Origin of the sequence: Mesorhizobium sp. M0991, from assembly GCF_040318915.1 — a bacterium.
GTDB lineage: Bacteria > Pseudomonadota > Alphaproteobacteria > Rhizobiales > Rhizobiaceae > Mesorhizobium.
This window is the reverse complement of the sequence record NZ_JAMYNE010000004.1, coordinates 158,677-184,589: the sequence shown is the minus strand read 5'-3', so window position 1 is coordinate 184,589 and position 25,913 is coordinate 158,677. Positions and strand designations below refer to the sequence as shown.

The window sequence follows — 25,913 nt, the reverse complement described above, 5'->3', positions numbered from 1 at the left end:
AGAGAGCGTCAGGCGCCGGCTTCGCCGACGGCTATCTCGGCTGCCTTGATCGCCGCCTGGCGCTTTGCGATCTGGTCGCCGATGGGCGGACCCTGGAAGCGGCGGTTCTCGAAACCGAACCAAAGGACCGCGGTCAGTACAATGAAGCCCAGGGTGATATAGAGCACTTTGTCGTTCGGCGGCTGGATGGCGATGTAGAAGATGATCGCCATGCCGATGACCGACAGGACGCAAAACAGCTTGAACAGTCCTGCGCCGAGATTCCACGGGCCGGGATTCGGCCATTTCGCCGTTCCGAAAGCCATCATGCCGAGCGCGATCGGAATCGTGAAGGACAGGAACAGGAACACCAGCGTCGAATTGACGACGATGGTATAGATGTTGGTGCCGCCGATCGAAATGAACTGGGCAAGAAAGACATAGATGATCTCGAGGATCGCAGCGGTCCAGATGGCGTTGACCGGCGTGCGCCAGGTTGGGCTGACTTTGGCGAGCCCGGCCGAACCGACCGGCATGCCGCCGTCGCGAGAGAAGGCAAACAGCATGCGCGAGGCCGAGGTCACCGTGGCGAGGCCGCAGAGGAACTGCGAGATCAGGATGGCCAGATAGAGCAGTTCTTTCAGCCAGCCCGGTAGGATTGCATCCATTGTCGAGAAGAATACGCTCCAGCCCTGCTTGGCGCCGGCAGCCAGGTCCGGAATTGCCAGAACGATCGCGCAGACCATCGCCCAGCCGATCAGCGACGACCAGAGCACGGACGAAATGATCGCCCGCGGAACGGAATGCGCTGCCTTCAGCGTTTCTTCCGAAGTATGCGCCGACGCATCGTATCCGGTGATGGTGTAGACCGGCAGCAGCAGGCAGAGCAGGAACAGGTAGCTCATGGAATCCGACTGTGGGAAGACACCGCCCCCGGCATCACCTGAATAGTTGGTGAAGGTCCAAAGCCGCGTGATGTCGATCGCAGGCGCAAACACTAGGCAGGCAACGATCAGCACAGCTGTTGCGCCAAGGATCAGGAAGCCGGAAGCGTCAGTCAGCATGGCGGTCAGCTTGATGCCGAAGTGATTGCAGAGCGCCTGGATCACAGTGATGACGGCAACAAATCCGACAATTTCGCCCGGAGTACCAGTAATGCCGAACCAGCTCCCGAACGTTCCAACGAAGAAGAATGCGGTACCGATATTGATGGCGCCCAGAACGGTGATCAGGCCGAGCAGGTTGAGCCAGGCGGTCAGCCAGCCGGTGAAACGATTGCCGAGGATCGACGCCCAGTGATAGAGGCCGCCGGCGGTCGGAAATGCCGAGGCGATCTGGGCCATGGCGAGCGCGAAAAATCCCGAAACCATGCACCCGACGATCCAGCCGATACCGGCGCCGGCGCCACCGATGGACGACGTCGCCTGCGCGAAGGAATTGATGCCGCCTGAGAGGATGCAGATGATCGAGAACGAGATCGCGAAATTCGAGAAGCGGCTCATGCTTCGCGACAGTTCCTGAGCATAGCCCATTCCGTGGAGAACTTTCAGGTCCTCCTTCTTGTCACCTTCGCTGTAACCCGGTGCTACCATTTTGAAGTCCCCTTTTGGTTTCTTAGCTGGCCGATTGAACTGACTTTCCGACTGCGCTTGGTCTGGAGGCCTTGGCCGCTTCGGGCTCCAGATTGAGAAAAATACCCGTGAGCAGATCCGCCCATTTCCGTTGCCCGGCTGCGCCGGAAATCTCGTCGTTGCGGATTTCGATCATCGCGCAGGGCAGCCCGCGCGAGCGGGCATGACGTTCCAGCGTGAAATAGACGCGGTCGGCCGGCGAATAGGGTTCATTGACGCCGACGGTGACACCGGCAAGCTGCTGCAGCGCCGCGATCAGTGGCGCCGCCAGCCGGCGGTCCTCGTCATGGATGATGCCGATGTGCCAGGGCCGGCACTTGCCCTTGTACACCGGCGTGAAGGAATGGATGGACACCAGCCGCGTCTCCCGCCCGGCCGCCAGGCGCTCGTCGATGATCGTCGCGATCCGGTCGTGGAACGGCCGCCAAGCCAGCGCGATGCGCGCCTCCCGCTCGTCGGCGGAAAGCCCCTGGTTGGCCGGGACAACGGTTTTTTCGCTGGCGCTGATCGTCACTATCAGGTCCGGCGCGTCGAGCGGTCGGTTGCAGTCGATGACGAGCCGCGAAATGCAGGTCTCGACCAGCGTCGCATCGAGCACCTCGGCCATGCGGCGCGCCACCGGCAAGGCGCCGGGATCCCAGGCGATGTGGCGGGAAAGCTCCTCGGCGGCAAGGCCGAGCGTTCCGAATTCCGGCGGCAGGAAGTTGGAGGCGTGGTCGCAGGTCAGCACGAAAGGGCTTGATCCGTCGGGGTTCGTCACCCTTACGGTTTCAGGCGATGCAAGGCTGGCGGGCCGTGCTGTCTCCATTGTCTGCTGTCCCCGGGGAGCGCTGTACCGTATGTTACGTATTTTGCCTCATTGCGTCCCTGCGGATGATTTCATACAGTTTGGCCGGCTTTGTCAAACGCGATTTCGATAACGCGGTAACGGCCCGGCCAGGGTGGGGAAAAACATGGTTTCGAGCATTGCCGAACTGATCTCCGACCGCATCGGCACCATGCCGGCCGGCGAACGGCGCGCAGCGCAAACGCTGATCGCCAGCTATCCGCTGATCGGGCTGAAGACGGTCGCCGAATTCTCGACCACGGCCGGCGTATCGTCGCCGACGATCCTGCGTTTCGTCGCCCGGCTCGGCTTCCAGAACTACCCGGAATTCCAGTCGGCGCTGCAGGACGAGCTGGCGGCGCAATTGCAGTCGCCGGCCTCGCGCACGCTCAATCCCCCATCGCAGGGCAGCAGCGCCGTCTCGCCGATGCTGGAGGCGACGCTCGACAATATGCGCGAGACATTCCGGCATCTCTCGGACAAGCAGCTTGCCGACATCGTCGCCAAGCTTGCCGACCGGCGCGGCAAGACATTCCTGATCGGCGGCCGCTTCACCGACCCGCTGGCGCGCTACATGGCCGCCCACCTCGCTATCATCCAACCCAATGTCTTCCATCTCGCCGGCCAGGAAAGCGTCTGGCGCGACCGGCTGATCGACATGGGCAAGCGCGACGTGCTGGTGATCTTCGACATCAGGCGCTACCAGGACAGCCTGGTCCGTTTCGCCGAGACTGCCAACCAGCGCGGCGTGCAGATCGTGCTGTTCACCGACCAGTGGCTGTCGCCGATCGCCCGCTTCGCCCGCCACGTCATCGCCGGGCGCACCGCCGTGCCTTCGGCCTGGGACTCATCCGCCGCACTTTTCGTCGTTGCCGAAACGCTGATCGGCGCCGTCACAAGGCAGCTCGAGGCCGACGGCGCCAAACGCATCCGCGAACTGGAAAGCCTGCGGTAGCACAGGCTTTCGGAAAGGCACGCTTGCTGGCTGGGCTAGTCAACCAAAAGGCTGACCATCTGCAGAATCAGGATCAGCAAAAAAACGCCAAAGACAGACGCAAAGACCGCTGCCAGCAGGACGGTGCGTTGTTTCTTACCCATAGCTTTCGCCTTGAAAGCATAGTCCCCGTCCACGAATACGAACGTCAGTCTCGCCCCACTGCTCGGCCACCCTCCCGACTCCTCAAGACCCGCCTGCGGCTTGGGCGGAGGAGTAATGACGACTGGTTCACGCGCGAAATGAACAGCTTACCAAGGTGCTCGCTAACGGGGATGGCCGCATCATTCATCCGACCCATGTCACGGCCGAATGAACACCTTGCCGCTGGCGCCTAACCAATTCAGCCGCAAACCCTGCCATCGCCCCAGTCCGGGTACTTTAGCCGTGGCAAGGATGATCGTAGTTCGGCTAGCCTTGTCGACTTGAAGCCGCTTCCTTGAACCACCAGTCAAAGCGCGGTGAACTGCGCGGAGGAATTCGATGAGCTATCTGGACGAACTGTTTTCCGTCGCCGGCAAGACGGCGCTGGTCACCGGCGCCGCGACCGGCATCGGCCGCATGGCGGCGACCGCTCTGGTCAAGGCCGGCGCTTCGGTGATGATCGCCTCGCGCAAGGGCGAGGATTGCGTCAGGGTAGCCGGCGAGTTGAACGGCCTTGGCGCCTCCGGCCGGGCCGAGGGTTTCTCCGCCGACGTCTCCAGTGAGGCCGGCATTGCGGCGCTCGTAGCCGAGGTCAGGACACGGACCGAGCGGCTGCATATCCTGGTCAACAATGCCGGCATCTCCTGGGGCTCGCCGCTGGAAAGTTTTCCCTACCATGCCTGGGCCAAGGTGTTCGGCGTCAACGTTGCCGCGGTCTTCCACCTGACGCGCGAATTGCTGCCTCTGCTCGAAGCCGCCGCCAGCGATGCCGACCCGGCACGGGTGATCAATCTCGGATCGGTAATGGGCACGCAGCCTTTGGCCGAAGATGCCTACTCCTACTCTGCCTCGAAGGCTGCGGTTCACCACCTGACGCGCATCCTGGCGATCGAGCTCGCCGGCCGCCGCATCACCGTCAACGCCTTTGCGCCCGGCCCTTTCCAGAGCCGGATGACGGCCTTCGCCACCGGCACCGAGGACCAGGCAAGACATATCGGCAACCATGTACCGATCGGCCGCATCGGCGCGCCGGATGACATTGCCGGCGCAACGCTCTATTTGTGCAGCCGTGCCGGCAGCTATGTCACCGGCGCCATCCTGCCGATCGATGGCGGGCAGTCGGTGCAACACGGGCTGACATTGTTCAAGGAATGAGACGCACGCCATCCGGCGAGTGAAATGCCGGGGGTGAAGATGGAGGACATCAGCGTGAAACCGATCAGTCTCGATGTGCTTCTGGCCAATGTCGGCAAGGAAGTCGGCGTGTCGCCATGGCGGGTGGTCACCCAGCGCATGATCGACCAGTTCGCCGATGCCACCGACGACCATCAGTTCATCCATTGCGATCCGGAACGCGCCAGCCGCGAGACGCCGTTCGGCGGCACCATCGCGCATGGCTTCCTGTCGCTTTCGCTGTTGTCGGCGATGACCTTCGAAACCATGCCGCCGCTGGAAAACAGCAAGATGGGCGTCAATCACGGCTTCGATTCGCTGCGCTTCCTGGCGCCTGTGAAGACCGGCTCGCGCATCCGCACGCGCTTCGTGCTGGCCGACGTCAAGGTCAGGCCGTCGGGCTGGGTGCAGACGGCGCACGACGTGACGATCGAGATCGAGGGCTCGAAAAAACCGGCGCTGACTGCCCGCTGGCTGACCCTGACGCTGATCGAACGCCAGCCGGAAGCGGTTTGACTGGCATCCGAGCCTGGGGACCTAGAGCAATTCCAGGAAAAGTGTGAAGCGGTTTTCTGTCCGGAATTGCGCAAAAACAAAGAGATAGAGCGGTTCAGCGTTTCCGTGAAACGATGAACCGCTCTAAGTCTATTTGGCTTCGGCCGCGACGTACTTCATGTGGCGGCTGACCTGCAGCGCAATGTAGACGACCAGTGAACAACCGATTGGGAACACGATCTCGTTGAGGCCGGTTGCGATCGCCTGTGGCATTGCGAGAGCAGCGTCGTTCGCCGCGGCCGTCTCGATCGTCAGCACCGTGATGCCGCCGCCGAATACCGCACCTATCAGGGCGCCCGCCAGCGCGAAATGAAGCGGACGCGGTTCTTCCTTCGATGCCAGCGACGCCAGTATCCAGCCGAGCAGCCCGTATTCGATCGCACGCAGCACGCCCAGCGTGGTGAGCGACAGGATGGCCGGCTTCGCGGCCGCATCGAGCGCGCTGACCATCACCTTTTGCGTCCCTTTGGCGATGCCCATCGCCAGTGGCGCCGAAATCGCGCTGACTAAGCCGCCGAACGAGGCTCGCACCTTGGTGAGCGCCGTGCCGAGGCTGACGCCGGCGCAGACGAAGAACGACCAGGTCACGCCTTGCGCCAGTTCGATCAGAACCTGTGTCGTCGCCGGATAGGCACCTGCCGCAAATCTGACGGTCAGAATGAGAGCTTCCATGGCGAAGCCGAGCGCGATCGCCAGCCATGCAACCATGACGACGCGCCTGAGCGCCATCCTGGCGCGATGGGAAAGCGGGTCCACGTCCGGCACGCCGGACGAAAGCTCAGTCGGGGCCATGTTGGCCTCCCAGATCACAATTGTTGCAGAGCCGCGAATTAGTCTTTGTCTGTAACAGTCCGATGTTGCCGGCTTTATTGCCGGGTTACATCGTTTTGTGACAGTCAAGCTTCTGCTTCGTGCCACCTTGCCCGACGCCGTACAGCGTATATATGCTGCATCCAGCCATCATTCATTTAAGGCAGTCGAACAATTGCAGCTAAGCGTCCAGGAGCGCCGCGAAAAACAAAAGGCCGAACTGCGTTCCGAACTTGTCGACGCCGCGCACAAGCTTGTCCAGGAAGAAGGCTATGACGGCCTCACCATCCGCAAGCTCGCCAAGCGCGTCGGCTATGCGCCGATGTCGGTCTATTCCTATTTCGCCGACAAGCAGGATATCCTGTTCGCCTTGGCCGAGGACGCGTTCGAGACCTTGGCCAGGCGCATCGAACGTCACACGGCCGACGACCCGATCGAGGCGCTCAAGGCGGTGCTTGTCGAATACGCTGCCTTCGGGCTGGAAAATCCCAACGAATACCGCACCGTTTTCATGACCGAAAAAGTCAGGCCGCCAGCCGGAAAGACGTTCGCCGATATGGAGAGCGGCAACCCGGCGATGAAAGTGCTGATCGAGAGGGTCGAAGCCTGCGTTGCCGCCGGCAGACTCAAAGGCGATCCACGCGCCATCGCCACCATGTTGTGGGCAGTCGGCCACGGCGCCATCTCGCTGCTGATCACCTTCCCGTTCTACCCGTTCGGCGACCAAAAGACGTTCATCACACGGATCGGCGACATCATGCTCGAAGCCATCGCCGCGCACGAGATCGCGCCGCTCACGCCGCCGGTCAACTGCTGAAGAGCGGCGCTTCTCCCGATCTGTAGGATCTTCTCCGAACGATCCGCGCTCCGGCGCCGAGCGTTCGGCAATTCCTGCGCTCAACTTCTCCGTACATGTACGATTTTGCTTGAACTCCCTAAGTCCTGGGCGTATCTGTACGCAATGCCGTACATGTACGAATCCAATAACTGGACCGGAGACAGACCATGAAGAAGGCAATCCTCACGCTCGCCGCCCTGCTGGCGCTCTCTGGCGCCGCATTTGCCGGCGGCAGTCAGCCAGCCAAGCAGGAAGCGACCTGCATCGGCACCAAGACCGATGTGAAGCTCGATTGCGCGCCGACCGGATCGCTTGAGAAGGTGGATGCCGCGACCCACAAGGCCGACACCAAGGGCCCGAGGCTCGGCATCGGCATTGACCCGTGGATCGTGCCAAGCAGCTTCTGAGGACTTCGAGCGGCATGAAGATGAGGAGCGGCAGGATATCCTGATTGCCCGTCCTCGTGGCTGGTCGATGCCGGCACCGAAATGGGCGCCATCGGCGAAGCTGCCGATCTCCCCACTTGCAGGCTGGGCAATCGCATTTGGATTCTTGCGAAGATGGACCCCACCCTAACCCTCCCCACAAGGGGGAGGGAACGCTGCCGCGCGCCTTTCCTTCCGCTTTGGCGCCGAAAGGCAGGCCATTTGCCCGAGGTTAGCGCCAACAGAAGTCTCCCTCCCCCTTGTGGGGGAGGGGTTGGGGTGGGGGTACATCGTAGAGTGAAAGCCTCGGCTTTCCACCTGCGATAGGCCTGCCCTTGCGTGGGAGATCGCCCTCGTTCGGGCTTTCGCCAATCATCGACGCTGGAACGCATATCCACATGGAACCGCGCAAACCTGCTGGTCGAGGCCGGCTCCGCCGGGCCGATAGAAATTATCTCTTGCGCTTCTGTCCCGCCACGCTTTTGGGCTTGCCGGGTCTTGCGGGTGCGCCGGGAATGGCCGTTCCGGTGATCGACACCGGATCGCTGGCCGGGAATGTATCCTCGAGGCCTTCCTCGAGTTCCTCTTCAATATCCGTCCCAGTGCGCTGCTCGCCTTCGAAAGAGCGCACGGCCGGCGTCTTGGCCGGCGACTTCGGCGCGGAGTTCGACGGCATTTGCATTCTCCCTCGGCTCGCTGTCGCAGAACGGTCGGGCACGGCGAACATGCCTATGCTGCCGCGTCGCGCGCTGCCTCCGACAGAAAAGTAAAGACATAATCGGAGAACGAACGCCAGCATTCGACGCGGAACGCGTCGGCCGCGGTGCGCAACAGCACGATTTCGACCTTGCCGAGAATGGTACGCGACGCCGCCCCGACCGGAAAGGCGTCGAGCGACAAATCCTGCGGGCAGCCGGCATTGATCGTCGCCGCGGCAGCCGGACCGGTGACCGATATGGCGACGTTGCGGTGCGAGATGCCGACCGCCGAATGCAGCGCGGAAACCCTGGCGCAATCGGCGAGCGGGTCTTTGCCGCTCTCATCGATGACCAGCCACTCGTCCGGCCCGAGCCACAAGGCCGTGCGTCCGGCCTTTGCCGCCGAGGTTTTCGGTCTCTGCGGCAGGACGACGCCGAGCGCTTTCGAAAGTGCCGCGATCGAGGTGTCCGGCGCGCGCAGCGATATGCGCTCGGCCGGCGGCAGCACGGCAAGTGTGACGCCGGCGCCGGAAAGCGACTGGCCGGCGAGCGCCGGACGGCGTTCGACCGAGGGTCCGGCGGCGGCAGTTTTCAAAGCGGCCTTAGCCATTGAGGCGCTCTCCCTTCTCGTCGAAGAACACCATGCCGGTGACCTCCACCTCGACCACCCCGTCCGGCATCGGCACGTAGAGCGTCTCGCCCATGCGATCGCGGCCGCCGGCGACCAGCCCCAGCGCGATCGAGCGGCCGCAATTTTGCGACCAATAGCTCGAGGTGACATGGCCGATCATCTTCATCGGGATTGCCTGCTTCGGGTCCGCGACGACCTGCGCGCCCTCCTCCAGCACCACCTTGGGATCCCTGGTCTTCAGGCCGACAAGCTGCTTGCGGCCCTTGGCGACCAGGTCCGGCCGCGCCATGCCGCGAATGCCGACGAAGTCGGTCTTCTTCTTGCCGACCGCCCAGTCGAGCCCGGCGTCGTTCGGCGTCACCGTGCCGTCGGTATCCTGGCCGACGATGATGTAGCCCTTTTCGGCGCGCAGCACATGCATCGACTCGGTGCCGTAAGCACAGGCGCCATGCTTCTGGCTCTCGGCCCATAGCGCTTCCCAGACCGCCTCGCCGTAATCGGCCGGCACGTTGACCTCGAAGCCGCGCTCACCGCTGAACGACATGCGAAACAGCCTTGTCGGAACGCCGCAGATCCGGCCTTCGCGCACCGACATATGCGGCAGCGCTTCATCCGACATGTCGATGCCCTCGACCAGCGGCGCGATGATGTCGCGAGACTTCGGTCCCTGCACGGCGATCACCGCCCACTGCTCGGTGATCGAGGTCAGCCAGACGTTGAGATGCGGGAACTCGGTCTGGAGATAATCCTCCATATGGTTCATGACGCGCGGCGCGCCGCCGGTCGTCGTCGTCACGTGGAAACGGTCGGCAGCCAGTCTTCCCACCACGCCGTCGTCATAGATGAAACCGTCCTCGCGCAGCATGATGCCGTAGCGGCAGCGACCGGGCTCCAGTTTCTCCCATGGATTGGTGTAGAGCAGTTCCATGAATTTGGCCGCATCCGGCCCGACCACCTCGATCTTGCCCAGCGTCGAGGCGTCGAACAGGCCGGCCGTCTTGCGCACCGTGACGCATTCGCGGTCGACGGCCGCATGTATGTCCTCGCCCGGCTTCGGGAAGTACCAGGCGCGCTTCCACTGGCCGACATCCTCGAACATCGCGCCCTGGCGCTCTGCCCAGGGATGGATCGCCGTCTTGCGGGTCGGGTCGAACAGGGGACCGCGCGCGTGCCCGACGATCGAGCCGAATGTCACCGGCGTATAGGGCGCACGGAACGTCGTCAGCCCGACCTGCGGGATCGGCTTGCCCAACGTCTCGGCGGCAATCGCCAGGCCGTGCATGTTGGAGGTCTTGCCTTGGTCGGTCGCCATGCCGTTGGTGGTGAAGCGCTTGACGTGCTCGATCGAGCGCATGCCTTCATGCACCGCCTGGCGGATGTCCTTGGCGGTGACGTCGTTCTGGAAGTCGACGAACGCCTTTACCGTCGTATCCGCGCCGGCGCCGGGTGCCGCACCCAGCATGCCGCGTGACCAGCTCTCGCCGGCATCGACCTTCGGCTTCGTGCCCTTGGCTGGCTTGCTGCCGGCGTCCTTGGCCGCCTTGGCACCCGCTGCATAGGCCTCCTCGATCGTCGCCGACAGCCCGTCCGTACCGTTGCAGGCGCCGACGGAGACGCAGTCCTGCGCGTAGATGCCGGGCACGAAGCGCTTGGTCTCGTCATTGAAGGCGACCTTGCCGCGCGATTGCGAGAACAGATGCACCGATGGCGTCCAGCCGGCCGACATCAGAATCGCGTCAACCGGGATGGTGCGCTCGCCGCCGCCATTCTTCGGCTGCACGGTCATCGACGACACCCGCAGCTTGCCGCCGGCGCGGATCACGGCGCGGCCGAAATTGACCTCGATGCCGAGCGCCCTCGCCTCGTCGATCACCGGCCCGGTCGGGTTGTCGCGCAGGTCGACGATGGCCGCCACGTTGATGCCGGCCTTTTTCAGGTCGATCGCCGCCGCATAGGCGGAATCGTTCGCGGTGTAGACGCCGACATTCCTGCCGACGGCGACACCGTAATGGTTGAGATAGGTGCGCGCCGCCGATGCCAGTATGATGCCCGGCCGGTCGTTGTCGGCAAACACCATGTGGCGCTCGATGGCGCCGGTCGCCAGCACCACGCGTTTGGCGCGAACCTGCCACAGCCGCTCGCGGGGCAGGTCGCGGCCGGGGTTCTGCAGATGGTCGCTGACGCGCTCGACCAGCCCGACGAAATTCTGCGCGTAATAGCCGAAGGCGGTGGTGCGCGGCAGCACGCGGACATTGTCCATCGCCCTCAACTTGGCGACAGCGGATTGCGCCCAGGGAAAGCCGTCCTGGCCTTCAATCTTCGCGCCGCTCTCGAAGCGCAGGCTGCCACCGAATTCCGCCTGCTCGTCGGCAAGGATGACACGCGCGCCGGTCTCGGCCGCGGCCAATGCCGCGGCGATGCCCGCGGCACCGCCGCCAAGCACCAGCACCTCGCAATGGGCGAAGCGCGCCGAATAATGGTCGGGATCCGGCTGGTTGGGGGCGACGCCGAGACCGGCGGCGGCCCGGATCTTGGGCTCGTAGAGGTTTTTCCACGCAGCCTTCGGCCACATGAAGGTCTTGTAGTAGAAGCCGGCCGAAAGCATCGGCGAGGCGATGCTGCTGACTGCACCGATGTCGAAAGCGAGCGACGGCCAGCGGTTCTGCGACTGTGCGGTCAGCCCGTCATAGAGTTCCTGCACCGTGGCGCGGACGTTCGGTGTCTTGCGTGCCTGGTCGCGCTTGATCTCGACCAGCGCGTTCGGCTCTTCGGCGCCTGCCGACAGGAAGCCGCGCGGCCGGTGGTACTTGAACGAGCGGCCGACAAGGTGGACGCCATTGGCAAGCAGCGCCGAGGCCAGCGTGTCGCCCTCGATCCCGGTATAGGGGCGGCCGTCGAAGCTGAAGCCAGCTATCTTTGCCTGCTTGAGCCGCCCAGCGCCGGCAATGCGGAACGTGGCGCTCATTTGGCGGCTCCCGGCAGCTTCGTGGGCTTCGGCTCGCCGGCCTTGTAGGTCATCAGGAACCTGTCGCTGACGGTGTCGCGCACGGCGTTGAAGAACCGCGCGCAGCCATGCATGTGCCGCCAGCGCTCATAGATGATCCCCTTGGGATTGGAGCGGATGAAGAAGAACCTTTCGAAATCGTCGTCGCTCTCGCCGGCGATGTTTGGGGAACGCGCAATATGCGCCTCGCCGGCGTTGCGGAATTCGAGCTCCGGACGCTCTTCCTCGCAATAGGGGCAGCGGATGAGAAGCATGGTTGGTCCTACAGTTCGCCGTGGCCGACGCGAGCGCCGGCAGGTTGGTCGCAAAGCCTCTGGCCCATCGTCACGAAGGGCGCGACCAGCCGGATGCGCTCCTCGATGCTGGCTACCGGGCGGAAAAGGTCGCGATACGCCATATTGCCGACCGAAAGCGTCATCGGTTCGGTCGTCACGATGACGTAGCGCCGCTCGAATTTTTCGCCTTCCTCGAGATCGGCTGGCCGGTTCTCCATAAAGGTGACCACTCTCTGACCGGCGCTCCAGGCGCAGGCGAGTACACCCTCGTCGACGGAAAACGGCCAATCCGCTTCATTGCCGGCGCGGCTGATGGGCTGCAGGCGCACCTCCTCTGGCGTCGGGATATGAAACAGGCCTTGCTCGCCGGCGAGCATCAGCGGCATGGCGACGGCCATCTCGGTCACCATCAGTGCGCCACCGCTGCCGCCGCCGCCTCGTCGATCAGCCGGCCGGTGCGGAAGCGCTCTATGGTGAAGGGCGCGTTGATCGGGTGCGGATCGTCCCTGGCGATCGTATGGGCAAAGACATGGCCCGAACCCGGCGTCGCCTTGAAGCCGCCCGTGCCCCAGCCGCAATTGACATAGAGGCCGGGCACCGGCGTCTTGGCCAGGATCGGCGAACGGTCCGGCGTCACGTCGACGATGCCGCCCCATGAGCGCAGCATCTTCATGCGCGTGAAGATCGGAAACATCTCGCAGATCGCGTCGAGCGTATGCTGCAGGATGTGCAGGCCGCCGGTCTGCGAATAGGAGACATATTGGTCGGTGCCGGCGCCGATGACCAGCTCGCCCTTGTCGGACTGCGAGATATAGGCATGCACCGTGTTCGACATCACCACGCAAGGCACCACCGGCTTGACCGGCTCCGATACCAGCGCCTGCAGTGGATAGCTTTCCAGCGGCATGCGCACGCCGGCCATGTTCATGATCACCGAGGAATGGCCGGCGGCGACCACGCCGACCTTCCTGGCGCCGATGAAGCCGCGCGTCGTCTCGACGCCGGTAACCGCGCCGTTCGGCGCCCGCTTGACGCCGGTGACCTCGCAATTCTGGATGATGTGGACGCCGCGCGCCGAAGCGCCGCGCGCATAGCCCCAGGCGACGGCATCGTGGCGCGCCGTGCCGCCGCGGCGCTGCAGGGCAGCACCCATAACCGGGTAGCGCGCATCGCGCGAAATGTTGAGCGGCGGGCAGAATTCCTTGGCCTGTTCCGGCGTCAGCCATTCATTGTCGATGCCGTTCAGCCGGTTGGCGTGGACGTGCCGCTTCAGCACCTGGATGTCGTGGATGTTGTGGGCGAGCATCATGACGCCCCGCGGCGAATACATGACGTTGTAGTTGAGCTCCTGGCTGAGCCCGTCCCACAGCTTCAGCGCATGGTCGTAGATGCCGGCGCTTTCGTCATAGAGATAGTTGGAGCGGATGATGGTGGTATTGCGGCCGGTATTGCCGCCGCCGAGCCAGCCTTTTTCCAATACCGCGACGTTGGTGATGCCGTGCACGGTGGCGAGATAATAGGCGGTGGCCAGGCCATGGCCGCCGGCGCCGACGATGACGACGTCGTACTCCTTCTTCGGCTCCGGCGAGGACCACTGTTCCTCCCAGCCCCTATGACCGCGCATGGCCTCGCGGGCGATGGCGAATACCGAGTATTTCTTCAACGTTGCAGGCCTCGCAAATGACGGCCGGGCAGATCAGACAACCCCGGCGCGCGAGCTGTATCACTAGCGAAACCGTGCTGCCAGCCTTGCACTGTTTGCGACGGCGCTTGCCGTTTTGCGCCGTGCCTTCAACGGCCGCTGTTGTGAGCTTCGCGTTTTGACGTTTCAGCCGACGCACGCTTCAGGATAGACGGCCCGATTGCATAGGTCGGCCGTAAAAAGCCCCGGCGACAATCGGCGGCGATTTTACGAACCTCTGCATCGCCCGACTGCTCCGCCATGGCCACGAAACGCTCAACGATCACCTCGCGCTGCCTGATAGCCACTGCGGCGGCAAAGCGCCGCAACACAGCATCAGGATGATCGAGCAACCGGGGCAGGTCCTCGGCGCTCGGCATGAAATAATGACCGCGAGGACTTACCAGCGTCCCAAAAATCGAGTCCGGGCGCAGAGCGGCGGCATTTTCCACCGCAAGCCTCAACTGCCAACGCTGCGCGAGGCAAATGAACTGGACGACCTTCCATCGAACGCCCGCATGTTCGTCATCCAGCCTCAGAAAAATGCGGCCGAGAACGACTCCATCAGCTGGCGTGGTGCAACTCCACAGCGCCTCGATTGCATCGAACCGAGTACGCCAATGTTTGCTGTCGAGCAGGTTGGCTATCTCCTCGACGACGCAATTCATCTTGAAGCTAAGTGTTGGCCTTATTTCAGCTACCAGAAATGCCGCCGTGCCCTGCGTATAACTATTACTGGATGTCAGTAACGGCCGCAGATTCTCGATCGGAAAGCCCTTTTGGAAATACGAAAGGAGATCGTTCGCCAGTTTGCCGTCGCCCTCGTAGCCGGGCTCCAGCAACTTGCTCATCATGTCTTGGGGGGTCATTGCAAATGGGTGGCGCGTCCACCCGCGAGTTTTGGATGAGGACCCGTAGCTTGGTGGCCAGCGGAGGTCAAGAAGCGCTGTTGAAAACAGCGCAGGTATCGGGTGGTTCGCACCGCCCCGATTTGCGACCAAGCATCCCGATTGCCGGCAAGGGCCGGCGCGAAAGAAGGATGCAAAAAATGCTCGCACTTGCCAACAAAGTTGCCATCGTCACCGGCGCCAGCTCCGGCATCGGCCGCGCCACGGCCAAGGTGTTTGCGGAGGAAGGCGCCAAGGTGGTCGTCGCAGCCCGTCGCCAGGCGGAGCTCGATGCGCTGGTTGCCGAAATCGAAGACGCCGACGGCACCGCCGTCGCTCTTGCCGGCGATGTCCGCGACGAAGCCTACGCAAAAGCCCTCGTCGACCTGGCGGTCGGGAAATTCGGCGGGCTGGACATCGCCTTCAACAATGCCGGCTCGGTCGGTAGGATGGGGCCGGTCTCGGAGCTGTCGCTGGAGGGCTGGCGCGAGACGCTCGATACCAATCTGACCAGCGCCTTTCTCGGCGCAAAATACCAGGTGCCGGCGATGATCGATCGCGGCGGCGGCTCGTTGATCTTCACCTCCACCTTCGTCGGCTACACGGTCGGCATGCCCGGCATGACCAGCTATGCCGCAAGCAAGGCCGGTCTGATCGGATTGACGCAGGTGCTGGCCGCCGAATATGGCCCGAAAGGCGTCCGGATCAACGCGCTGCTGCCAGGCGGCACCGACACGCCTTCGGCAACGTTCAAGACACCTGAATCGCGAGCCTTCGTCGAAAACCTGCATGCCTTGAAGCGCGTCGCCGAGCCTGAGGAGATCGCCCGCTCGGCGCTTTACCTGGCTTCCGATGCATCGAGCTTCACCACCGGCACGGCACTGTTCGCCGACGGCGGCGTCTCGATCACCCGGACGTGAAGCGTTTCGCGGTCGGCGCATCGGCGCGCAAGCCAACGTCAGAAAAACCGGTCTTGCTTTTTCCGGCGATTTGACGATTCCGTCTTCTCCTCGAAGACGGATTGGAAACATGCTGCTGATCAGAACCTATATCGCCGCAAGCGCAATCGAAGGCGTCGGCGTGTTCGCCGCCGAGCCGGTCCGCAAAGGCGCGCAGATCTGGCGTCTCGATCCGGACTTCGACCGGCTGATCCCGGTCGAAAGATACGAGACTGCGCCGCCGCACCTCAAGGAATTGCTCGACAGATATGCCTATCCCAGTCCGGACCGGCCGGGCTTCATGGTCTATGAGGTCGACAATGGCCGTTTCATGAACCACGCCGACAAGCCGAACACCGACTTTTCGCAGCATGGCGGGGCCACCGCGACCCGCGACATCGCCGCCGGCGAGGAGATAACCTGCGACTACGGCGAATTCTTCGAGGGTTTCGAGCAGCTCCACCTGGCCACAGCGTAGCGGCGCCTATCTGGTCCAAGGTGAATTTTGTTCTTGCTTTGTGCCGGCAGCTATGCTATTAATTTCGATATGGTGCTGATTCACACCGAAGACCCGCCGCCGAGGCGGGTTTTTCGTTTCGGGGTCGGCACCGTCTCTCAATCGGCTGTGGACAGCGCCCCTTGATTCTGCTATCAGCCGCCCCAATTCGTGGTGTAACGCGCCGCGGAGGCTTGTGGCTATGGCCGCTTGCCTGTTGATTTCAAACCGAAAGACAGGATTGCACGTGCAGGTACTCGTCCGCGACAACAATGTTGATCAGGCGCTTCGCGCGCTCAAGAAAAAGATGCAGCGCGAAGGCATCTTCCGCGAAATGAAGATGCGCGGACATTACGAGAAGCCCTCCGAGAAGCGCGCCCGTGAAAAGGCGGAAGCCGTGCGCCGTGCCCGCAAGCTGGCCCGCAAGCGCGCCCAGCGCGAAGGCCTGCTGCCGATGACGCCGCGTCCGGTCGCGGCCGGTGCTGCCGGTGCCGGTGCTCCGCGTCCGCCGCGGTTCTGACGTCAATTTTTCGTCCTTTTCCAAGGATATCCAAGGTGGCGCGATGCGGAATCGCCGCCACCTTTTTGTTGTGAGTTCGACCCGGTCCGAGAGGACCGGTTGGGAGAGATGCCGGTTCGGAGGGGCCACGGACCAGACGGCGCAGTAAGGACAGGGCAGACATGGACGCAATCACCGTAGAGCGCAGAACCGCGTGGCGCGGCCTCGCCCTGACGGCAGCCCTGCTTTCCGGGATGGCGCTTGCCAGCTGCCAGAGCGTTCCAACCGGCGAGTTCAACAACATCGACAAGGCGCAAGCCTCGAGCGAGAACATCTCCTCGCTGTCGGCGGTGATCCAGCGCAACCCCCAGGATCCGGAAGCCTACAATGTGCGAGGCTCGGCCTATGGCCGCGGCGGCCAGTACCAGGCGGCGCTGAAGGACTTCGACACCGCCATCCAGCTCAATCCGAATTTCTACCAGGCCTATTCGAACCGGGCGCTCATCCAGCGCTTCCTCGGTGACCAGGCAAGCGCGCTGGCCGACTACAACCGCTCGATCCAGATCAATTCCAATTATGACGCCGCCTATATCGGCCGCGGCAATCTCTACCGCAGGGCCGGCCGGATCCAGGAAGCCTTCAACGATTTCCAGAAGGCCATCCAGCTCGACACGACCGACGCGCGCGCCTATCACAATCGCGGCCTGATCTACCAGAGCCAGGGCCAGCACGCCTTTGCCATCGAGGATTTCTCGACCGCCATTTCGCTAGCGCCGGATGCTTCCGAGCCTTACAACGGACGCGGCCTCTCCTACCTTGCCATGAACGACGAGGACAACGCCTTCGCCGACTTCAACATGGCCATAAAGCTCGACGGCAAGAACGCCGAGGCCTGGTCCAACCAGGCGCTAATCTACGAACGGCGCGGCGACAAGGTCAGGGCCGCGAAATCCTACCGCGAGGCCGTGCACCTCAATCCGACCTACCAGCCGGCCAAGGACGGCCTGGCTCGCACCAGCGCCGGCTGAGCGGGCCGGTTTATCGGGCCGCCCTTTCCGCACCCCGACAACCCTGCGTTTACCCTTGCCTTGCTGGCGCCAAGTTTTCGGCGGAACGCTCGGCGTGCTCAGCCGTTTGTACAAAGCCATTGGAAAGGACCCTGCCATGATCAAGAAACTCGCCTGTGCCGCCGCTCTGGCGACGACCGTCGTTGTCGCTCCCGCCAGCGCCAGCAAGCTCCAGCTCGGCGTGCTCGACTGCACCATCGACGGCGGCACGGCCTATCTCGTCACCTCCAACAAGGATGTTTCCTGTGTCTTTCGTCCGCATCGTGGCGGTCCCTCCGAAGTCTATACCGGGGTGATTTCCAAGCTCGGCGTCGATGTCGGCCGGACGCACCAGGGCCAGCTGGTATGGGCGGTTCTGGCGGCGACCCGCAACCACGATGAGGGCGACCTTGCCGGCAGCTACTATGGCGTGAATGCCGAGGCCAGCGTGGTCACCGGTGGCGGCGCCAATCTCTTGGTCGGCGGCCTCGACAGCGCCTTTTCGCTGCAGCCGCTCAGCGTCCAGGCACAGACCGGCGTCAACCTGGCGGTCGCCGTCACGTCGCTGGACCTGATCCACTCGTTCAAGTAACGGCGTAGCATGGCTCCCCGAGCGGCGGGGAGCGTAGGTGTCGGCCTGCGAATAGCTGCCGAAAGCTCATGGATTCCGGCAGGCCCACTCCGCAGAGGATGGGCCGCCCTGATGTTCAAAGTTGCAGCGCTCGAAGATCACGGCATGGCAACTGTGTTCATGCCGTTACCGTGACCGAAGATTGCGGCGATCCAATATTGCTCGTCTTCGGTCTGACCAGAATCTCAATGCCTCGTGATCGTCCCCCCATCGCACAATTTTGACATCCGCCACGACAACGGCGATCAAAACCGCTTGATCTCAACTGTGGTTGAGGTTCTACAAGCCCTCCCGCGAGGCGGCGCGCGTCCATTTCGACGCGACGAATGCTCAGTATCTTAGATCGGCGCCCAAGAAAATTCGGGAGGACGGGGTGACCAAAACAAGCACAAATAGAGTTGACTGGCGCGCGCTGTGGGCGAGCGGCGACCTGGCGCGCTTCTGCTTCATCAGCCTCGGCATCCTGCTGCACGCCACCAACGAAACGATGGTGGCAACGGTCATGCCGGCCATGGTCGGCGAGCTCGCCGGTGTGCAACTGGTCGGCTGGTCGCTGGCGATCTACGAGCTCGGCGCCATCGTTGCCGGTGCGGCCGCCGGACGGCTGGTGAGCTATGTCGCGCTGCGTACCAACATGATGGTTGCCGCAATGCTCTATGCCGGCGGCGCGCTGGTCTGCGCCACCGCGCCTTCGATGCCGCTGTTCCTCAGCGGCCGCCTGATCGAGGGGCTCGGCGGCGGCGCGCTGGTGTCGCTGGCCTTCGTCTCGGTCGAGCGGCTGTTTGCCCGCGCGATCTGGCCGCAGCTTTTCGGCGTCATGTCGGCGATCTGGGGTGTCGCCGCCTTCAGCGGGCCGGTGCTCGGCGCGGTCATGACCGAATTGCTGTCCTGGCGCTGGGCCTTCGGCGTCTTCACCCTCGGCGGCACGGCCATGGCCCTGGCAAGCTTCATCGTGCTCGATACGCCTGAAGCAACAAGGCCGCAGGCGACCGGCGGCTCAGCGCCGCCTTTCCCGTTTGCAGCACTTGGCTGCCTTGCCGTCAGCGTCGTGCTGATCGCCACCGCCGGCGTCGACATCGCCCTGCTGCGCTCGTCGCTGCTGCTCACCCTCGGCCTGATCGGCCTGGCGCTGTTTATCCATATCGACGCGCTGAAGCCGCGCTCGCGCCTGTTCCCGTCGCGGCTGTTCTCATGGCGCTCGCCGGTCGGCGCGGGCATGACCATGGTCGCGGCGTTCTCGGTGGCGACCTGCTCGTTCGCGGTCTACGGGCCACTGCTCCTGACCAGCCTGCACGGCATTCCGATCCTCACCACCGGCTACATCATCGCCGCCGAATCGATCGCCTGGTCGATCCTGTCGATCCTCGTCGCCAATGCGCCGCCGGAGCGCGAGCGGCTGATCATCGTCGGCGGAGCGCTGATGATCGCCACGGGCATCGCCGGTTTCGCCTATACGGTGCCGGCGGGCTCGATCCCGTTGATCCTGCTTTGCGCCTTGCTGCAAGGCGGCGGTTTCGGCATCGCCTGGCCGTTCGTCACGCGTGTCATCGTGGCATCGGCGCGGGAAGGCGAGCAGACGGTCGCCTCGGCCGCCGTGCCGACCATGCAGCGCATCGGCTATGCCGTGGGTGCGGCACTGACCGGCATCGTCGCCAATGCCAGCGGCTTTTCCGAAGGTCTGAACCGCGAGGCCGCGGCAAATGTCGCCGCCTGGCTGTTCCTCGCCTTCATCCCGCTCGGAATCCTGGGATGCCTCGCCGCCTTGCGGATATCGGGGACGAGCGACGCGCAGCCGGCGAAGCTGCCAATCTCCGTCGGGGATTGACTAGACCACGACCGTCTTCAGCCGGTCGGCGATCAGTGCCGCGAGCCGCGTCGCCACCTCGTCCTTGCTCATCTCCGGCCATTCCTCGACGCCGGCCTTTGAGACGATCCGCACCTTGTTGCGGTCGCCGCCCATCACGCCCGGAGAACCGCCTTCATGCGAGACATCATTGGCGACGATAAGATCGGCACCCTTTTTCGCAAGCTTGGCCTCGGCATTCCTGACCAGGTCCTGCGTCTCCGCGGCGAAACCGACCACCAGCATCGGCCGCTTTTTGTGATGCCCGACACCGGCAAGAATATCGGGATTTTCCACCATCTGCAGCACCGGCGGACCCTCGCCCGCCACCTTCTTGATCTTTTCCCCGGCCGAGCTTTGAGCGCGCCAGTCGGCGACAGCCGCGACGAACACTGCCGCGTCGGCCGGCAGCAGCTGTTCGACCGCATCCTTCATCTCGACGGCAGTTTCGACATGCAGCGTGGCGACGCCGGCCGGATCGGCAACGCCGACCGGACCGGAGACGAGACGCACGTCGGCGCCAAGCCTGGCCAGCGCCGCCGCGATCGCATGGCCCTGCTTGCCCGACGAGCGGTTGGCGATGTAGCGCACCGGGTCGATCGGTTCATGCGTCGGTCCGGAAGTGACGATGATCTTTCTTCCCGCCAGCGGCTTTGGCCGGCTGTCGAGCAGCGCCTCGATCGCGGCGACGATCTCCAGCGGCTCGGCCATGCGGCCCTCGCCCGCCTCGTTGCTCTCGGCCATCTCGCCCTTCGACGGGCCGATAAATGCGATGCCGTCCTTCTGCAACGTCGAGCGGTTGCGCCGGGTCGCCGGATGCGCCCACATCTTCGGGTTCATGGCGGGCGCCATTAAAACCTGCTTGTCGGTGGCGATGAGCACGGTGGAGGCAAGATCATTGGCGTGGCCGTTGGCGAGCTTCGCCATCAGGTCGGCGGTGGCCGGCGCCACGACGATAAGGTCGGCCTCGCGCGACAGGCGGATGTGGCCGACATCGTGCTCGTCCTGGCGGTCGAACAAATCGATGAAGACATGATCGGCGGACAGCGCCCCGACCGACAGCGTGGTGACGAATTCCTGCGCCGCCGCGGTCATCACCACGCGCACCGAAGCACCACGCTCGCGCAGCCGGCGGATCAGGTCGAGCGCTTTGTAGGCAGCGATGCCTCCGCCGATGATGAGCAGGATGCGCTTGCCGGAGAGGACACCTCGCGCGACTTGGCTGGGGACCGCGACCACCGGAGCTGCAGGATTCTGCAAGCTTATCAGTTCGCGCAACGTTTTCTCGATCTGGTCGATGCGGCCGGACGAACCGAGTTGACCTTCGACCGCTGCGCGGATCATGACCCGCGCCTGGTCTTCCATTGACCGGCCATTCTCCGCAGCCAATCGGCGCAGCATATCCTTGACCTCGTCATCAAGGTTGCGGATCGTGATGCTGGCCATGTGATTGCACTTTATCCGAAATCGCCGAAGGCAATGATAGCAATGCAATCAATCGACAACAAGGCGTTAGAGCAGCTTCCAGGCGATATACACCAGCGTCAATGCGATTACCCACAGCGCCAGCCGGCCGGAGCGGGTGTAGCGCGCCTCGGCCCTGCCGATTGCGTGCGCGGTCCTTTCGTCGAAGCGCAGGCCGTGTTCGGCCATCAGGTCGATCTCACGCGACAGCCGCTCGGTGCGGGCAGCGAGGTCCGGCGCCTGGCGGGCCAGCGCCAGCAGCGCGTTGGCGCCGTCGCGCGCATCGGCCAGTAAAGCGCGCGGGCCGAGATTGCGCGTAATCCAGCCGCTCACCACAGGTTCCGACGTCTTCCACATGTTGAAGGCCGGGTCGAGGGTGCGGGCGACGCCTTCGACGACGACCATGGTCTTCTGCAGCAGCACCAGCTCGGATCGCGTCGCCATGTCGAAGAGGTCGGTCACCTCGAACAGCAGCGTCAAAAGCTTGGCCATCGAGATGGTCTCAGCCGGCTGGCCGTGGATCGGTTCGCCGATCGCCCGGATCGCCTGGGCAAAGGCTGCGACATTGTGCTGGCGCGGCACGTAGCCGGCCTCGAAATGCACCTCGGCGACGCGCTGGTAATCGCGCGTGATGAAGCCGTAGAGGATTTCAGCGAGGAAGCGGCGCTCCTTCCTGCCGAGCCGGCCGGCAATGCCGAGATCGACAGCGACGATGGTGCCGTCGGCCTCGACGAACAAGTTGCCCGGATGCATGTCGGCATGGAAGAAACCGTCACGCAGCGTATGGCGCAGGAACGACTGGACCAGGTTGGCGGCAATCGCCTTCAGGTCGTGGCCGGCGGCGGCGAGGCCGGCAATATCGTTCAACTTGATGCCGTCGACCCATTCCATGGTCAGCACGTCACGACCGGTGCGCTCCCAGTCGACCGACGGCACGCGAAAGCCGGGATCGTCCTTGGTGTTCTCGCCGAGCTCCGAAAAAGCCGCCGCCTCCAGCCTCAAATCCATTTCGATCTTGGTGGTCTGGGCCAGCGTCTCCGTCACCTCGACCGGCCGCAGCCGGCGCGACGACGGGATGTACTTTTCCTGCAGCCGGGCGGCGAGGAAATAGCTCTCGAGATCGCGAAAGAAGCGGCGGCGCACGCCCGGCCGGATGACCTTCACCGCCACTCGCCTAACGACGCCGTCCTGCATCGTTTCGGCGGTATGGACCTGCGCGATCGAGGCGGCGGCGACGGCCTCGCCAAAACTGGCATAGAGCTCACCGACCTTGCGTCCGAGCGATGCTTCTATCGCCGCTATGGCCTCGGCCTTGGGAAAGGTCTGCATCTTGTCCTGCAGCATGGCGAGATCAAGCGCGATATCGTTGCCGACGACGTCTGGCCGTGTCGCCAGGAACTGGCCGAGCTTGACGTAGGACGGGCCGAGCCGCACGACCGCCTTGGCCAGCCTGTCGCCGCGCTCATAGGCAAGCGCGCGCCGGCGGGTGAACAACCGGGCCATGCGCCAGCCGAATTTCGGCAGGCCGAAGAGTTCGTCGCCAGGCAAAGCCGCGATGACCCCTTCGCGGACCAGCACCCAGCCGGCCCGCACGAGCCTGAAACCAGCGCCGATGCTGCTCATGGCTGGCTTTGCCCTGCCGGTTTCCCGAACTGGCGAAAGGCACGTCGGGCTATGAAAATGCGGGCCAGCCTCAAAGCTTCCAGCCCGAATGAAGCGCGGCGATCCCGCCGGAATAATTGCGGAATGAGGCGCGGTCGAAGCCCGCGCGAGAAATCATCGCCGCGAAATTCTGCTGATTGGGAAATTTGCGGATCGATTCGACCAGATAGGAGTATGGCTCGCCATCGCCGGTCACCACCTTGCCGATCCGCGGGATGGCGTTGAACGACCACGCTTCATAGACCTTGTCGAGCAGCGGCATCTCGACCTCGGAAAATTCAAGGCAGAGAAAGCGCCCGCCAGGCCTCAGCACGCGATAGGCTTCGGCAAGCGCCACATCGATGCGCGGCACGTTGCGGATGCCGAAAGCGATGGTGTAGGCATCGAAAGCAGCGTCGGCAAAAGGCAGTTCCTCGGCATTGGCTTCGACGAAATCGGTATTTGCCGACAGGCCCTTTTTCTCGGCCCGGTCGCGGCCGACGGCGAGCATCGAGCCATTGATGTCGAGCACCGTCGCATGGGCATGCCTGCCGCTCGCCTCGACGATGCGGAAGGCGACATCGCCGGTGCCGCCGGCAACGTCGAGAACGCTCCAGCCCGGCCGCTTCGGTGGATTGAGCCAGGCGACCATGGCGTCCTTCCACAACCGATGCAACCCGGCCGACATCAGGTCGTTCATCAGGTCGTAGCGGTTCGCCACCTTGTGGAAAACATCATTGACCAGGGACTGCTTGTCGCCTGGTCCTACCCGCTTGAAACCATAGGAGGTTTCCATGCCGCCCGCAGCTGTGGTTCTTTCAACCGACATCGTTTTGATCCGCCATAAAATCGGCGGGACCATAGCCGATCGATGGTGCGGGCGCTATTGTTTAAGGCGCGGTGTTCGGCCGCGCTTCGAAGCAGGTGCCGGAAAAGTGTCACACGGTTTTCCGGCAAGAACTTGCGTCATAAGAAAAAGCCTGACGGGATAATCGAATGCCTTTGAAAGCAGAACTGCACTGCCACATCGAAGGGGCAGCGGCGCCTGAACTCGTCCTCCGCCAGGCTGAGAAATACGGCAAGGATGCCTCGCCCTATATCCAGGACGGCTCCTTCGTCTGGCACGATTTCACCTCTTTCCTCGCCGCCTACGACTTCTCGTCCGACCTGTTCCGCACCGAAGAAGATTATGCGCGACTGGCCGATCACTACCTGACCAGCCTTGCCCGCGACGGCGCCATCTATTCCGAGGTTTTCACCTCGCCCGACCATGCCAGCAAGGCCGGGCTGTCGCCAAAGGCCTATACCGACGCGCTCGGCGAAGGCATGGCCCGCGCCAAGGCAAAGACCGGCATCGAAGGCCGGATGATCGTCACCGGCGTGCGCAATTTCGGCGTCGAATCGATCGAGCGGGCGGCACGTTTCGCCGCCCGCAGCGGACATCCGCTGGTCACCGGCTTCGGCGTCGCCGGCGACGAGCGGATAGGCGACCTGGAAGACTATGTCAGGGCCTTCGAGATCGCCCGCGAGGCCGGCCTCGGCATCACCGTTCATGCCGGCGAGTTGTTGGGCTGGGAAAGCGTCGAGGCGGCACTCGACCACATCCGCCCGTCTCGCATCGGCCATGGCGTGCGCGCCATCGAGAACCCCGAGCTTGTGCGGCGCATCGCCGACGAAGGCGTGGTGCTCGAATGCTGCCCCGGCTCCAATATCGCCCTGAAAATCTTCGACAGCTTCGCCGACCATCCCTTTCCCGCCTTGCGCGCGGCGGGCTGCAAGGTGACGCTCAACTCCGATGACCCGCCCTATTTCTGGACCTCGCTGAAACGCGAATACGACATCGCCGCCGAGCATTTTGCCATGGATGACAAGGCGCTCACCGCCGTCACCAGGACGGCCATCGAGGCAGCCTTCGTCGACAGGAAGACCAGGGCGGCGCTGCTGGGCAGGCTCGGCGCCAAGGGCAGGTGAATGGTGAATAGTGAATGGTTCACCCGGCGCTTCGGTCCATCAACCGCGAGTTTTTCCGCGCAACCAAGGACTCGCAAACCAGTTCACTATTCACTATTCACCATTCACCATCCACTATTCACCTGCGCAGTTCGGAGAACACCATGAAGGGCGTCACCGTCGTCGACCATCCGCTTGTCCAGCACAAGCTGACCATCATGCGCAAGAAGGAAACCTCGACGGCCGGTTTCCGGCGGCTGCTGCGCGAGATCTCGCTATTGCTCGGCTACGAGGTCACCCGCAATCTCGAACTGACGACGACGACGATCGAGACGCCGATCGAGACGATGGAGGCGCCGACGCTGGAGGGCAAGAAACTGGTCTTCGCCTCGGTGCTGCGCGCCGGCAACGGCTTGCTTGAAGGCTTGCTCGATCTGGTGCCGGCGGCGCGTGTCGCCCATATCGGCCTCTACCGCGACCATGAGACGCTGGAGGCTGTCGAATATTTCTTCAAGGCGCCGGGCGACCTCGCCGACCGGCTGGTGATCGTCGTCGACCCGATGCTGGCGACCGCCAATTCGGCGATCGCGGCGATCGACAAGCTGAAAGGCCGCGGCGCCACCAACATCCGCTTCCTCTGCCTGTTGGCGGCACCAGAGGGCCTCGAGCGGTTTACCCAGGCGCATCCCGATATTCCGGTCTTCACCGCTTCCATCGACCGCCAACTCAACGAGAAGGGCTACATCATGCCCGGTCTCGGCGATGCCGGCGACCGCATGTACGGCACCAAATAGGTCCGTTTACCGATTGTTTACGCAAACGGCTGGTTTCCGCATTCGTTAAAGCGGCAAACA

Annotated in this window: 26 protein-coding genes; 13 read left to right on the top strand and 13 right to left on the bottom strand. The window is 63.5% G+C overall.

The genetic code is table 11. The features are described 5' to 3' along the window. Positions 1-8: 8 nt before the first annotated feature. Complete coding sequence (locus NKH70_RS08545) at positions 9-1,571, bottom strand: amino acid permease (protein ID WP_352713612.1); 1,563 nt, start codon at positions 1,569-1,571, stop codon at positions 9-11. A gap of 22 nt (positions 1,572-1,593) precedes the next feature. Then, complete coding sequence (locus tag NKH70_RS08540) at positions 1,594-2,418, bottom strand: N-formylglutamate amidohydrolase (RefSeq protein WP_352713615.1); 825 nt, start codon at positions 2,416-2,418, stop codon at positions 1,594-1,596. Between the two features lie 145 nt (positions 2,419-2,563). On the opposite strand from NKH70_RS08540, the gene NKH70_RS08535 reads away from it, so the two are divergent. The 3 genes from NKH70_RS08535 to NKH70_RS08525 all read left to right on the top strand — a co-directional run bounded on the left by NKH70_RS08535 (position 2,564) and on the right by NKH70_RS08525 (position 5,263). Then, positions 2,564-3,391 carry a MurR/RpiR family transcriptional regulator gene (locus NKH70_RS08535; protein ID WP_352713618.1) on the top strand — a complete coding sequence of 276 codons (828 nt, stop codon included), beginning with the start codon at positions 2,564-2,566 and terminating at the stop codon, positions 3,389-3,391. Positions 3,392-3,913: 522 nt separating this feature from the next. Further along, positions 3,914-4,729: an SDR family oxidoreductase gene (locus tag NKH70_RS08530; protein ID WP_352713620.1), complete on the top strand. Its 816-nt coding sequence runs from the start codon at positions 3,914-3,916 to the stop codon at positions 4,727-4,729. A 39-nt stretch (positions 4,730-4,768) separates the two neighbouring features. After that, complete coding sequence (locus NKH70_RS08525; protein ID WP_352714571.1) at positions 4,769-5,263, top strand: MaoC family dehydratase; 495 nt, start codon at positions 4,769-4,771, stop codon at positions 5,261-5,263. A 129-nt stretch (positions 5,264-5,392) separates the two neighbouring features. On the opposite strand, the gene NKH70_RS08520 is transcribed toward NKH70_RS08525, so the two are convergent. Next, the gene (locus NKH70_RS08520) at positions 5,393-6,094 is read right to left on the bottom strand and encodes a hypothetical protein (protein WP_352713623.1); all 702 of its coding nucleotides are present in this window, start codon (positions 6,092-6,094) and stop codon (positions 5,393-5,395) included. Between the two features lie 193 nt (positions 6,095-6,287). On the opposite strand from NKH70_RS08520, the gene NKH70_RS08515 reads away from it, so the two are divergent. Further along, on the top strand, positions 6,288-6,929 hold the full coding sequence (locus NKH70_RS08515; protein ID WP_352910707.1) for a TetR/AcrR family transcriptional regulator: 642 nt from the start codon (positions 6,288-6,290) through the stop codon (positions 6,927-6,929). Between the two features lie 188 nt (positions 6,930-7,117). Next, entirely contained in the window at positions 7,118-7,357 is a 240-nt protein-coding gene (locus tag NKH70_RS08510; RefSeq protein ID WP_352713628.1) for a DUF680 domain-containing protein, read from the top strand. A gap of 469 nt (positions 7,358-7,826) precedes the next feature. Here NKH70_RS08510 and NKH70_RS08505 read toward each other — a convergent pair whose 3' ends face one another. The 7 genes from NKH70_RS08505 to NKH70_RS08475 form a co-directional block, all read right to left on the bottom strand. Beyond that, positions 7,827-8,051 carry a hypothetical protein gene (locus tag NKH70_RS08505; protein WP_352713630.1) on the bottom strand — a complete coding sequence of 75 codons (225 nt, stop codon included), beginning with the start codon at positions 8,049-8,051 and terminating at the stop codon, positions 7,827-7,829. A 53-nt stretch (positions 8,052-8,104) separates the two neighbouring features. Further along, a complete protein-coding gene (locus NKH70_RS08500) occupies positions 8,105-8,683 on the bottom strand; it encodes a sarcosine oxidase subunit gamma (protein ID WP_352910706.1) in 579 nt (192 codons plus the stop codon). Beyond that, the gene (locus tag NKH70_RS08495) at positions 8,676-11,669 is read right to left on the bottom strand and encodes a sarcosine oxidase subunit alpha (RefSeq protein ID WP_352713634.1); all 2,994 of its coding nucleotides are present in this window, start codon (positions 11,667-11,669) and stop codon (positions 8,676-8,678) included. The genes NKH70_RS08500 and NKH70_RS08495 overlap by 8 nt, the downstream gene beginning before the upstream one ends. Continuing rightward, positions 11,666-11,962, bottom strand: a complete 297-nt coding sequence (locus tag NKH70_RS08490; RefSeq protein WP_352713637.1) for a sarcosine oxidase subunit delta — start codon at positions 11,960-11,962, stop codon at positions 11,666-11,668. Before NKH70_RS08490 ends, NKH70_RS08495 begins: the two co-directional genes overlap by 4 nt. Before the next feature lie 8 nt (positions 11,963-11,970). Then, positions 11,971-12,393: a hypothetical protein gene (locus NKH70_RS08485; protein ID WP_352713640.1), complete on the bottom strand. Its 423-nt coding sequence runs from the start codon at positions 12,391-12,393 to the stop codon at positions 11,971-11,973. Next, positions 12,393-13,646: a sarcosine oxidase subunit beta gene (locus NKH70_RS08480; protein ID WP_352709259.1), complete on the bottom strand. Its 1,254-nt coding sequence runs from the start codon at positions 13,644-13,646 to the stop codon at positions 12,393-12,395. The genes NKH70_RS08485 and NKH70_RS08480 overlap by 1 nt, the downstream gene beginning before the upstream one ends. Before the next feature lie 128 nt (positions 13,647-13,774). Continuing rightward, positions 13,775-14,515: a hypothetical protein gene (locus NKH70_RS08475; RefSeq protein ID WP_352713642.1), complete on the bottom strand. Its 741-nt coding sequence runs from the start codon at positions 14,513-14,515 to the stop codon at positions 13,775-13,777. Between the two features lie 197 nt (positions 14,516-14,712). Between NKH70_RS08475 and NKH70_RS08470 the strand changes: the two genes are divergently transcribed. From NKH70_RS08470 to NKH70_RS08445, 6 genes are all read left to right on the top strand, one after another. Beyond that, entirely contained in the window at positions 14,713-15,471 is a 759-nt protein-coding gene (locus tag NKH70_RS08470) for an SDR family oxidoreductase (protein WP_352713645.1), read from the top strand. A 109-nt stretch (positions 15,472-15,580) separates the two neighbouring features. Further along, entirely contained in the window at positions 15,581-15,967 is a 387-nt protein-coding gene (locus NKH70_RS08465; protein WP_352713648.1) for an SET domain-containing protein, read from the top strand. A gap of 265 nt (positions 15,968-16,232) precedes the next feature. Continuing rightward, positions 16,233-16,505 carry a 30S ribosomal protein S21 gene (gene rpsU / locus NKH70_RS08460; RefSeq protein WP_023675331.1) on the top strand — a complete coding sequence of 91 codons (273 nt, stop codon included), beginning with the start codon at positions 16,233-16,235 and terminating at the stop codon, positions 16,503-16,505. Positions 16,506-16,666: 161 nt separating this feature from the next. Beyond that, positions 16,667-17,512: a tetratricopeptide repeat protein gene (locus NKH70_RS08455; protein WP_292657303.1), complete on the top strand. Its 846-nt coding sequence runs from the start codon at positions 16,667-16,669 to the stop codon at positions 17,510-17,512. Between the two features lie 136 nt (positions 17,513-17,648). Continuing rightward, a complete protein-coding gene (locus NKH70_RS08450; RefSeq protein ID WP_352713651.1) occupies positions 17,649-18,122 on the top strand; it encodes a DUF992 domain-containing protein in 474 nt (157 codons plus the stop codon). A gap of 412 nt (positions 18,123-18,534) precedes the next feature. Further along, on the top strand, positions 18,535-19,986 hold the full coding sequence (locus NKH70_RS08445; RefSeq protein ID WP_353025083.1) for an MFS transporter: 1,452 nt from the start codon (positions 18,535-18,537) through the stop codon (positions 19,984-19,986). On the opposite strand, the gene coaBC is transcribed toward NKH70_RS08445, so the two are convergent. The 3 genes from coaBC to ubiE form a co-directional block, all read right to left on the bottom strand. Then, entirely contained in the window at positions 19,987-21,450 is a 1,464-nt protein-coding gene (gene coaBC / locus NKH70_RS08440) for a bifunctional phosphopantothenoylcysteine decarboxylase/phosphopantothenate--cysteine ligase CoaBC (protein ID WP_352979049.1), read from the bottom strand. Between the two features lie 66 nt (positions 21,451-21,516). After that, positions 21,517-23,091 (bottom strand): 2-polyprenylphenol 6-hydroxylase, encoded by a 1,575-nt coding sequence (gene ubiB, locus NKH70_RS08435; RefSeq protein ID WP_352713659.1) that lies wholly within the window; start codon positions 23,089-23,091, stop codon positions 21,517-21,519. A 70-nt stretch (positions 23,092-23,161) separates the two neighbouring features. Continuing rightward, positions 23,162-23,938 (bottom strand): bifunctional demethylmenaquinone methyltransferase/2-methoxy-6-polyprenyl-1,4-benzoquinol methylase UbiE, encoded by a 777-nt coding sequence (ubiE, locus tag NKH70_RS08430; protein WP_352713661.1) that lies wholly within the window; start codon positions 23,936-23,938, stop codon positions 23,162-23,164. A 167-nt stretch (positions 23,939-24,105) separates the two neighbouring features. On the opposite strand from ubiE, the gene NKH70_RS08425 reads away from it, so the two are divergent. Next, positions 24,106-25,080 carry an adenosine deaminase gene (locus NKH70_RS08425; protein ID WP_352713663.1) on the top strand — a complete coding sequence of 325 codons (975 nt, stop codon included), beginning with the start codon at positions 24,106-24,108 and terminating at the stop codon, positions 25,078-25,080. Positions 25,081-25,223: 143 nt separating this feature from the next. After that, positions 25,224-25,853, top strand: a complete 630-nt coding sequence (gene upp / locus NKH70_RS08420) for a uracil phosphoribosyltransferase (RefSeq protein ID WP_353025082.1) — start codon at positions 25,224-25,226, stop codon at positions 25,851-25,853. The last annotated feature ends 60 nt before the right edge of the window (positions 25,854-25,913 follow it).

Excerpts from the sequence above, each read along its gene's own strand:
- NKH70_RS08545 (WP_352713612.1), bottom strand. The coding sequence starts at position 1,571 with ATGGTAGCACCGGGTTACAGCGAAGGTGACAAGAAGGAGGACCTGAAA.
- NKH70_RS08540 (WP_352713615.1), bottom strand. The coding sequence starts at position 2,418 with ATGGAGACAGCACGGCCCGCCAGCCTTGCATCGCCTGAAACCGTAAGG.
- NKH70_RS08535 (WP_352713618.1), top strand. The coding sequence starts at position 2,564 with ATGGTTTCGAGCATTGCCGAACTGATCTCCGACCGCATCGGCACCATG.
- NKH70_RS08530 (WP_352713620.1), top strand. The coding sequence starts at position 3,914 with ATGAGCTATCTGGACGAACTGTTTTCCGTCGCCGGCAAGACGGCGCTG.
- NKH70_RS08525 (WP_352714571.1), top strand. The coding sequence starts at position 4,769 with ATGGAGGACATCAGCGTGAAACCGATCAGTCTCGATGTGCTTCTGGCC.
- NKH70_RS08520 (WP_352713623.1), bottom strand. The coding sequence starts at position 6,094 with ATGGCCCCGACTGAGCTTTCGTCCGGCGTGCCGGACGTGGACCCGCTT.
- NKH70_RS08510 (WP_352713628.1), top strand. The coding sequence starts at position 7,118 with ATGAAGAAGGCAATCCTCACGCTCGCCGCCCTGCTGGCGCTCTCTGGC.
- NKH70_RS08505 (WP_352713630.1), bottom strand. The coding sequence starts at position 8,051 with ATGCCGTCGAACTCCGCGCCGAAGTCGCCGGCCAAGACGCCGGCCGTG.
- NKH70_RS08500 (WP_352910706.1), bottom strand. The coding sequence starts at position 8,683 with ATGGCTAAGGCCGCTTTGAAAACTGCCGCCGCCGGACCCTCGGTCGAA.
- NKH70_RS08495 (WP_352713634.1), bottom strand. The coding sequence starts at position 11,669 with ATGAGCGCCACGTTCCGCATTGCCGGCGCTGGGCGGCTCAAGCAGGCA.
- NKH70_RS08490 (WP_352713637.1), bottom strand. The coding sequence starts at position 11,962 with ATGCTTCTCATCCGCTGCCCCTATTGCGAGGAAGAGCGTCCGGAGCTC.
- NKH70_RS08485 (WP_352713640.1), bottom strand. The coding sequence starts at position 12,393 with ATGGTGACCGAGATGGCCGTCGCCATGCCGCTGATGCTCGCCGGCGAG.
- NKH70_RS08475 (WP_352713642.1), bottom strand. The coding sequence starts at position 14,515 with ATGAGCAAGTTGCTGGAGCCCGGCTACGAGGGCGACGGCAAACTGGCG.
- NKH70_RS08470 (WP_352713645.1), top strand. The coding sequence starts at position 14,713 with ATGCTCGCACTTGCCAACAAAGTTGCCATCGTCACCGGCGCCAGCTCC.
- NKH70_RS08465 (WP_352713648.1), top strand. The coding sequence starts at position 15,581 with ATGCTGCTGATCAGAACCTATATCGCCGCAAGCGCAATCGAAGGCGTC.
- NKH70_RS08455 (WP_292657303.1), top strand. The coding sequence starts at position 16,667 with ATGGACGCAATCACCGTAGAGCGCAGAACCGCGTGGCGCGGCCTCGCC.
- NKH70_RS08450 (WP_352713651.1), top strand. The coding sequence starts at position 17,649 with ATGATCAAGAAACTCGCCTGTGCCGCCGCTCTGGCGACGACCGTCGTT.
- coaBC (WP_352979049.1), bottom strand. The coding sequence starts at position 21,450 with ATGGCCAGCATCACGATCCGCAACCTTGATGACGAGGTCAAGGATATG.
- ubiB (WP_352713659.1), bottom strand. The coding sequence starts at position 23,091 with ATGAGCAGCATCGGCGCTGGTTTCAGGCTCGTGCGGGCCGGCTGGGTG.
- ubiE (WP_352713661.1), bottom strand. The coding sequence starts at position 23,938 with ATGTCGGTTGAAAGAACCACAGCTGCGGGCGGCATGGAAACCTCCTAT.
- NKH70_RS08425 (WP_352713663.1), top strand. The coding sequence starts at position 24,106 with ATGCCTTTGAAAGCAGAACTGCACTGCCACATCGAAGGGGCAGCGGCG.
- upp (WP_353025082.1), top strand. The coding sequence starts at position 25,224 with ATGAAGGGCGTCACCGTCGTCGACCATCCGCTTGTCCAGCACAAGCTG.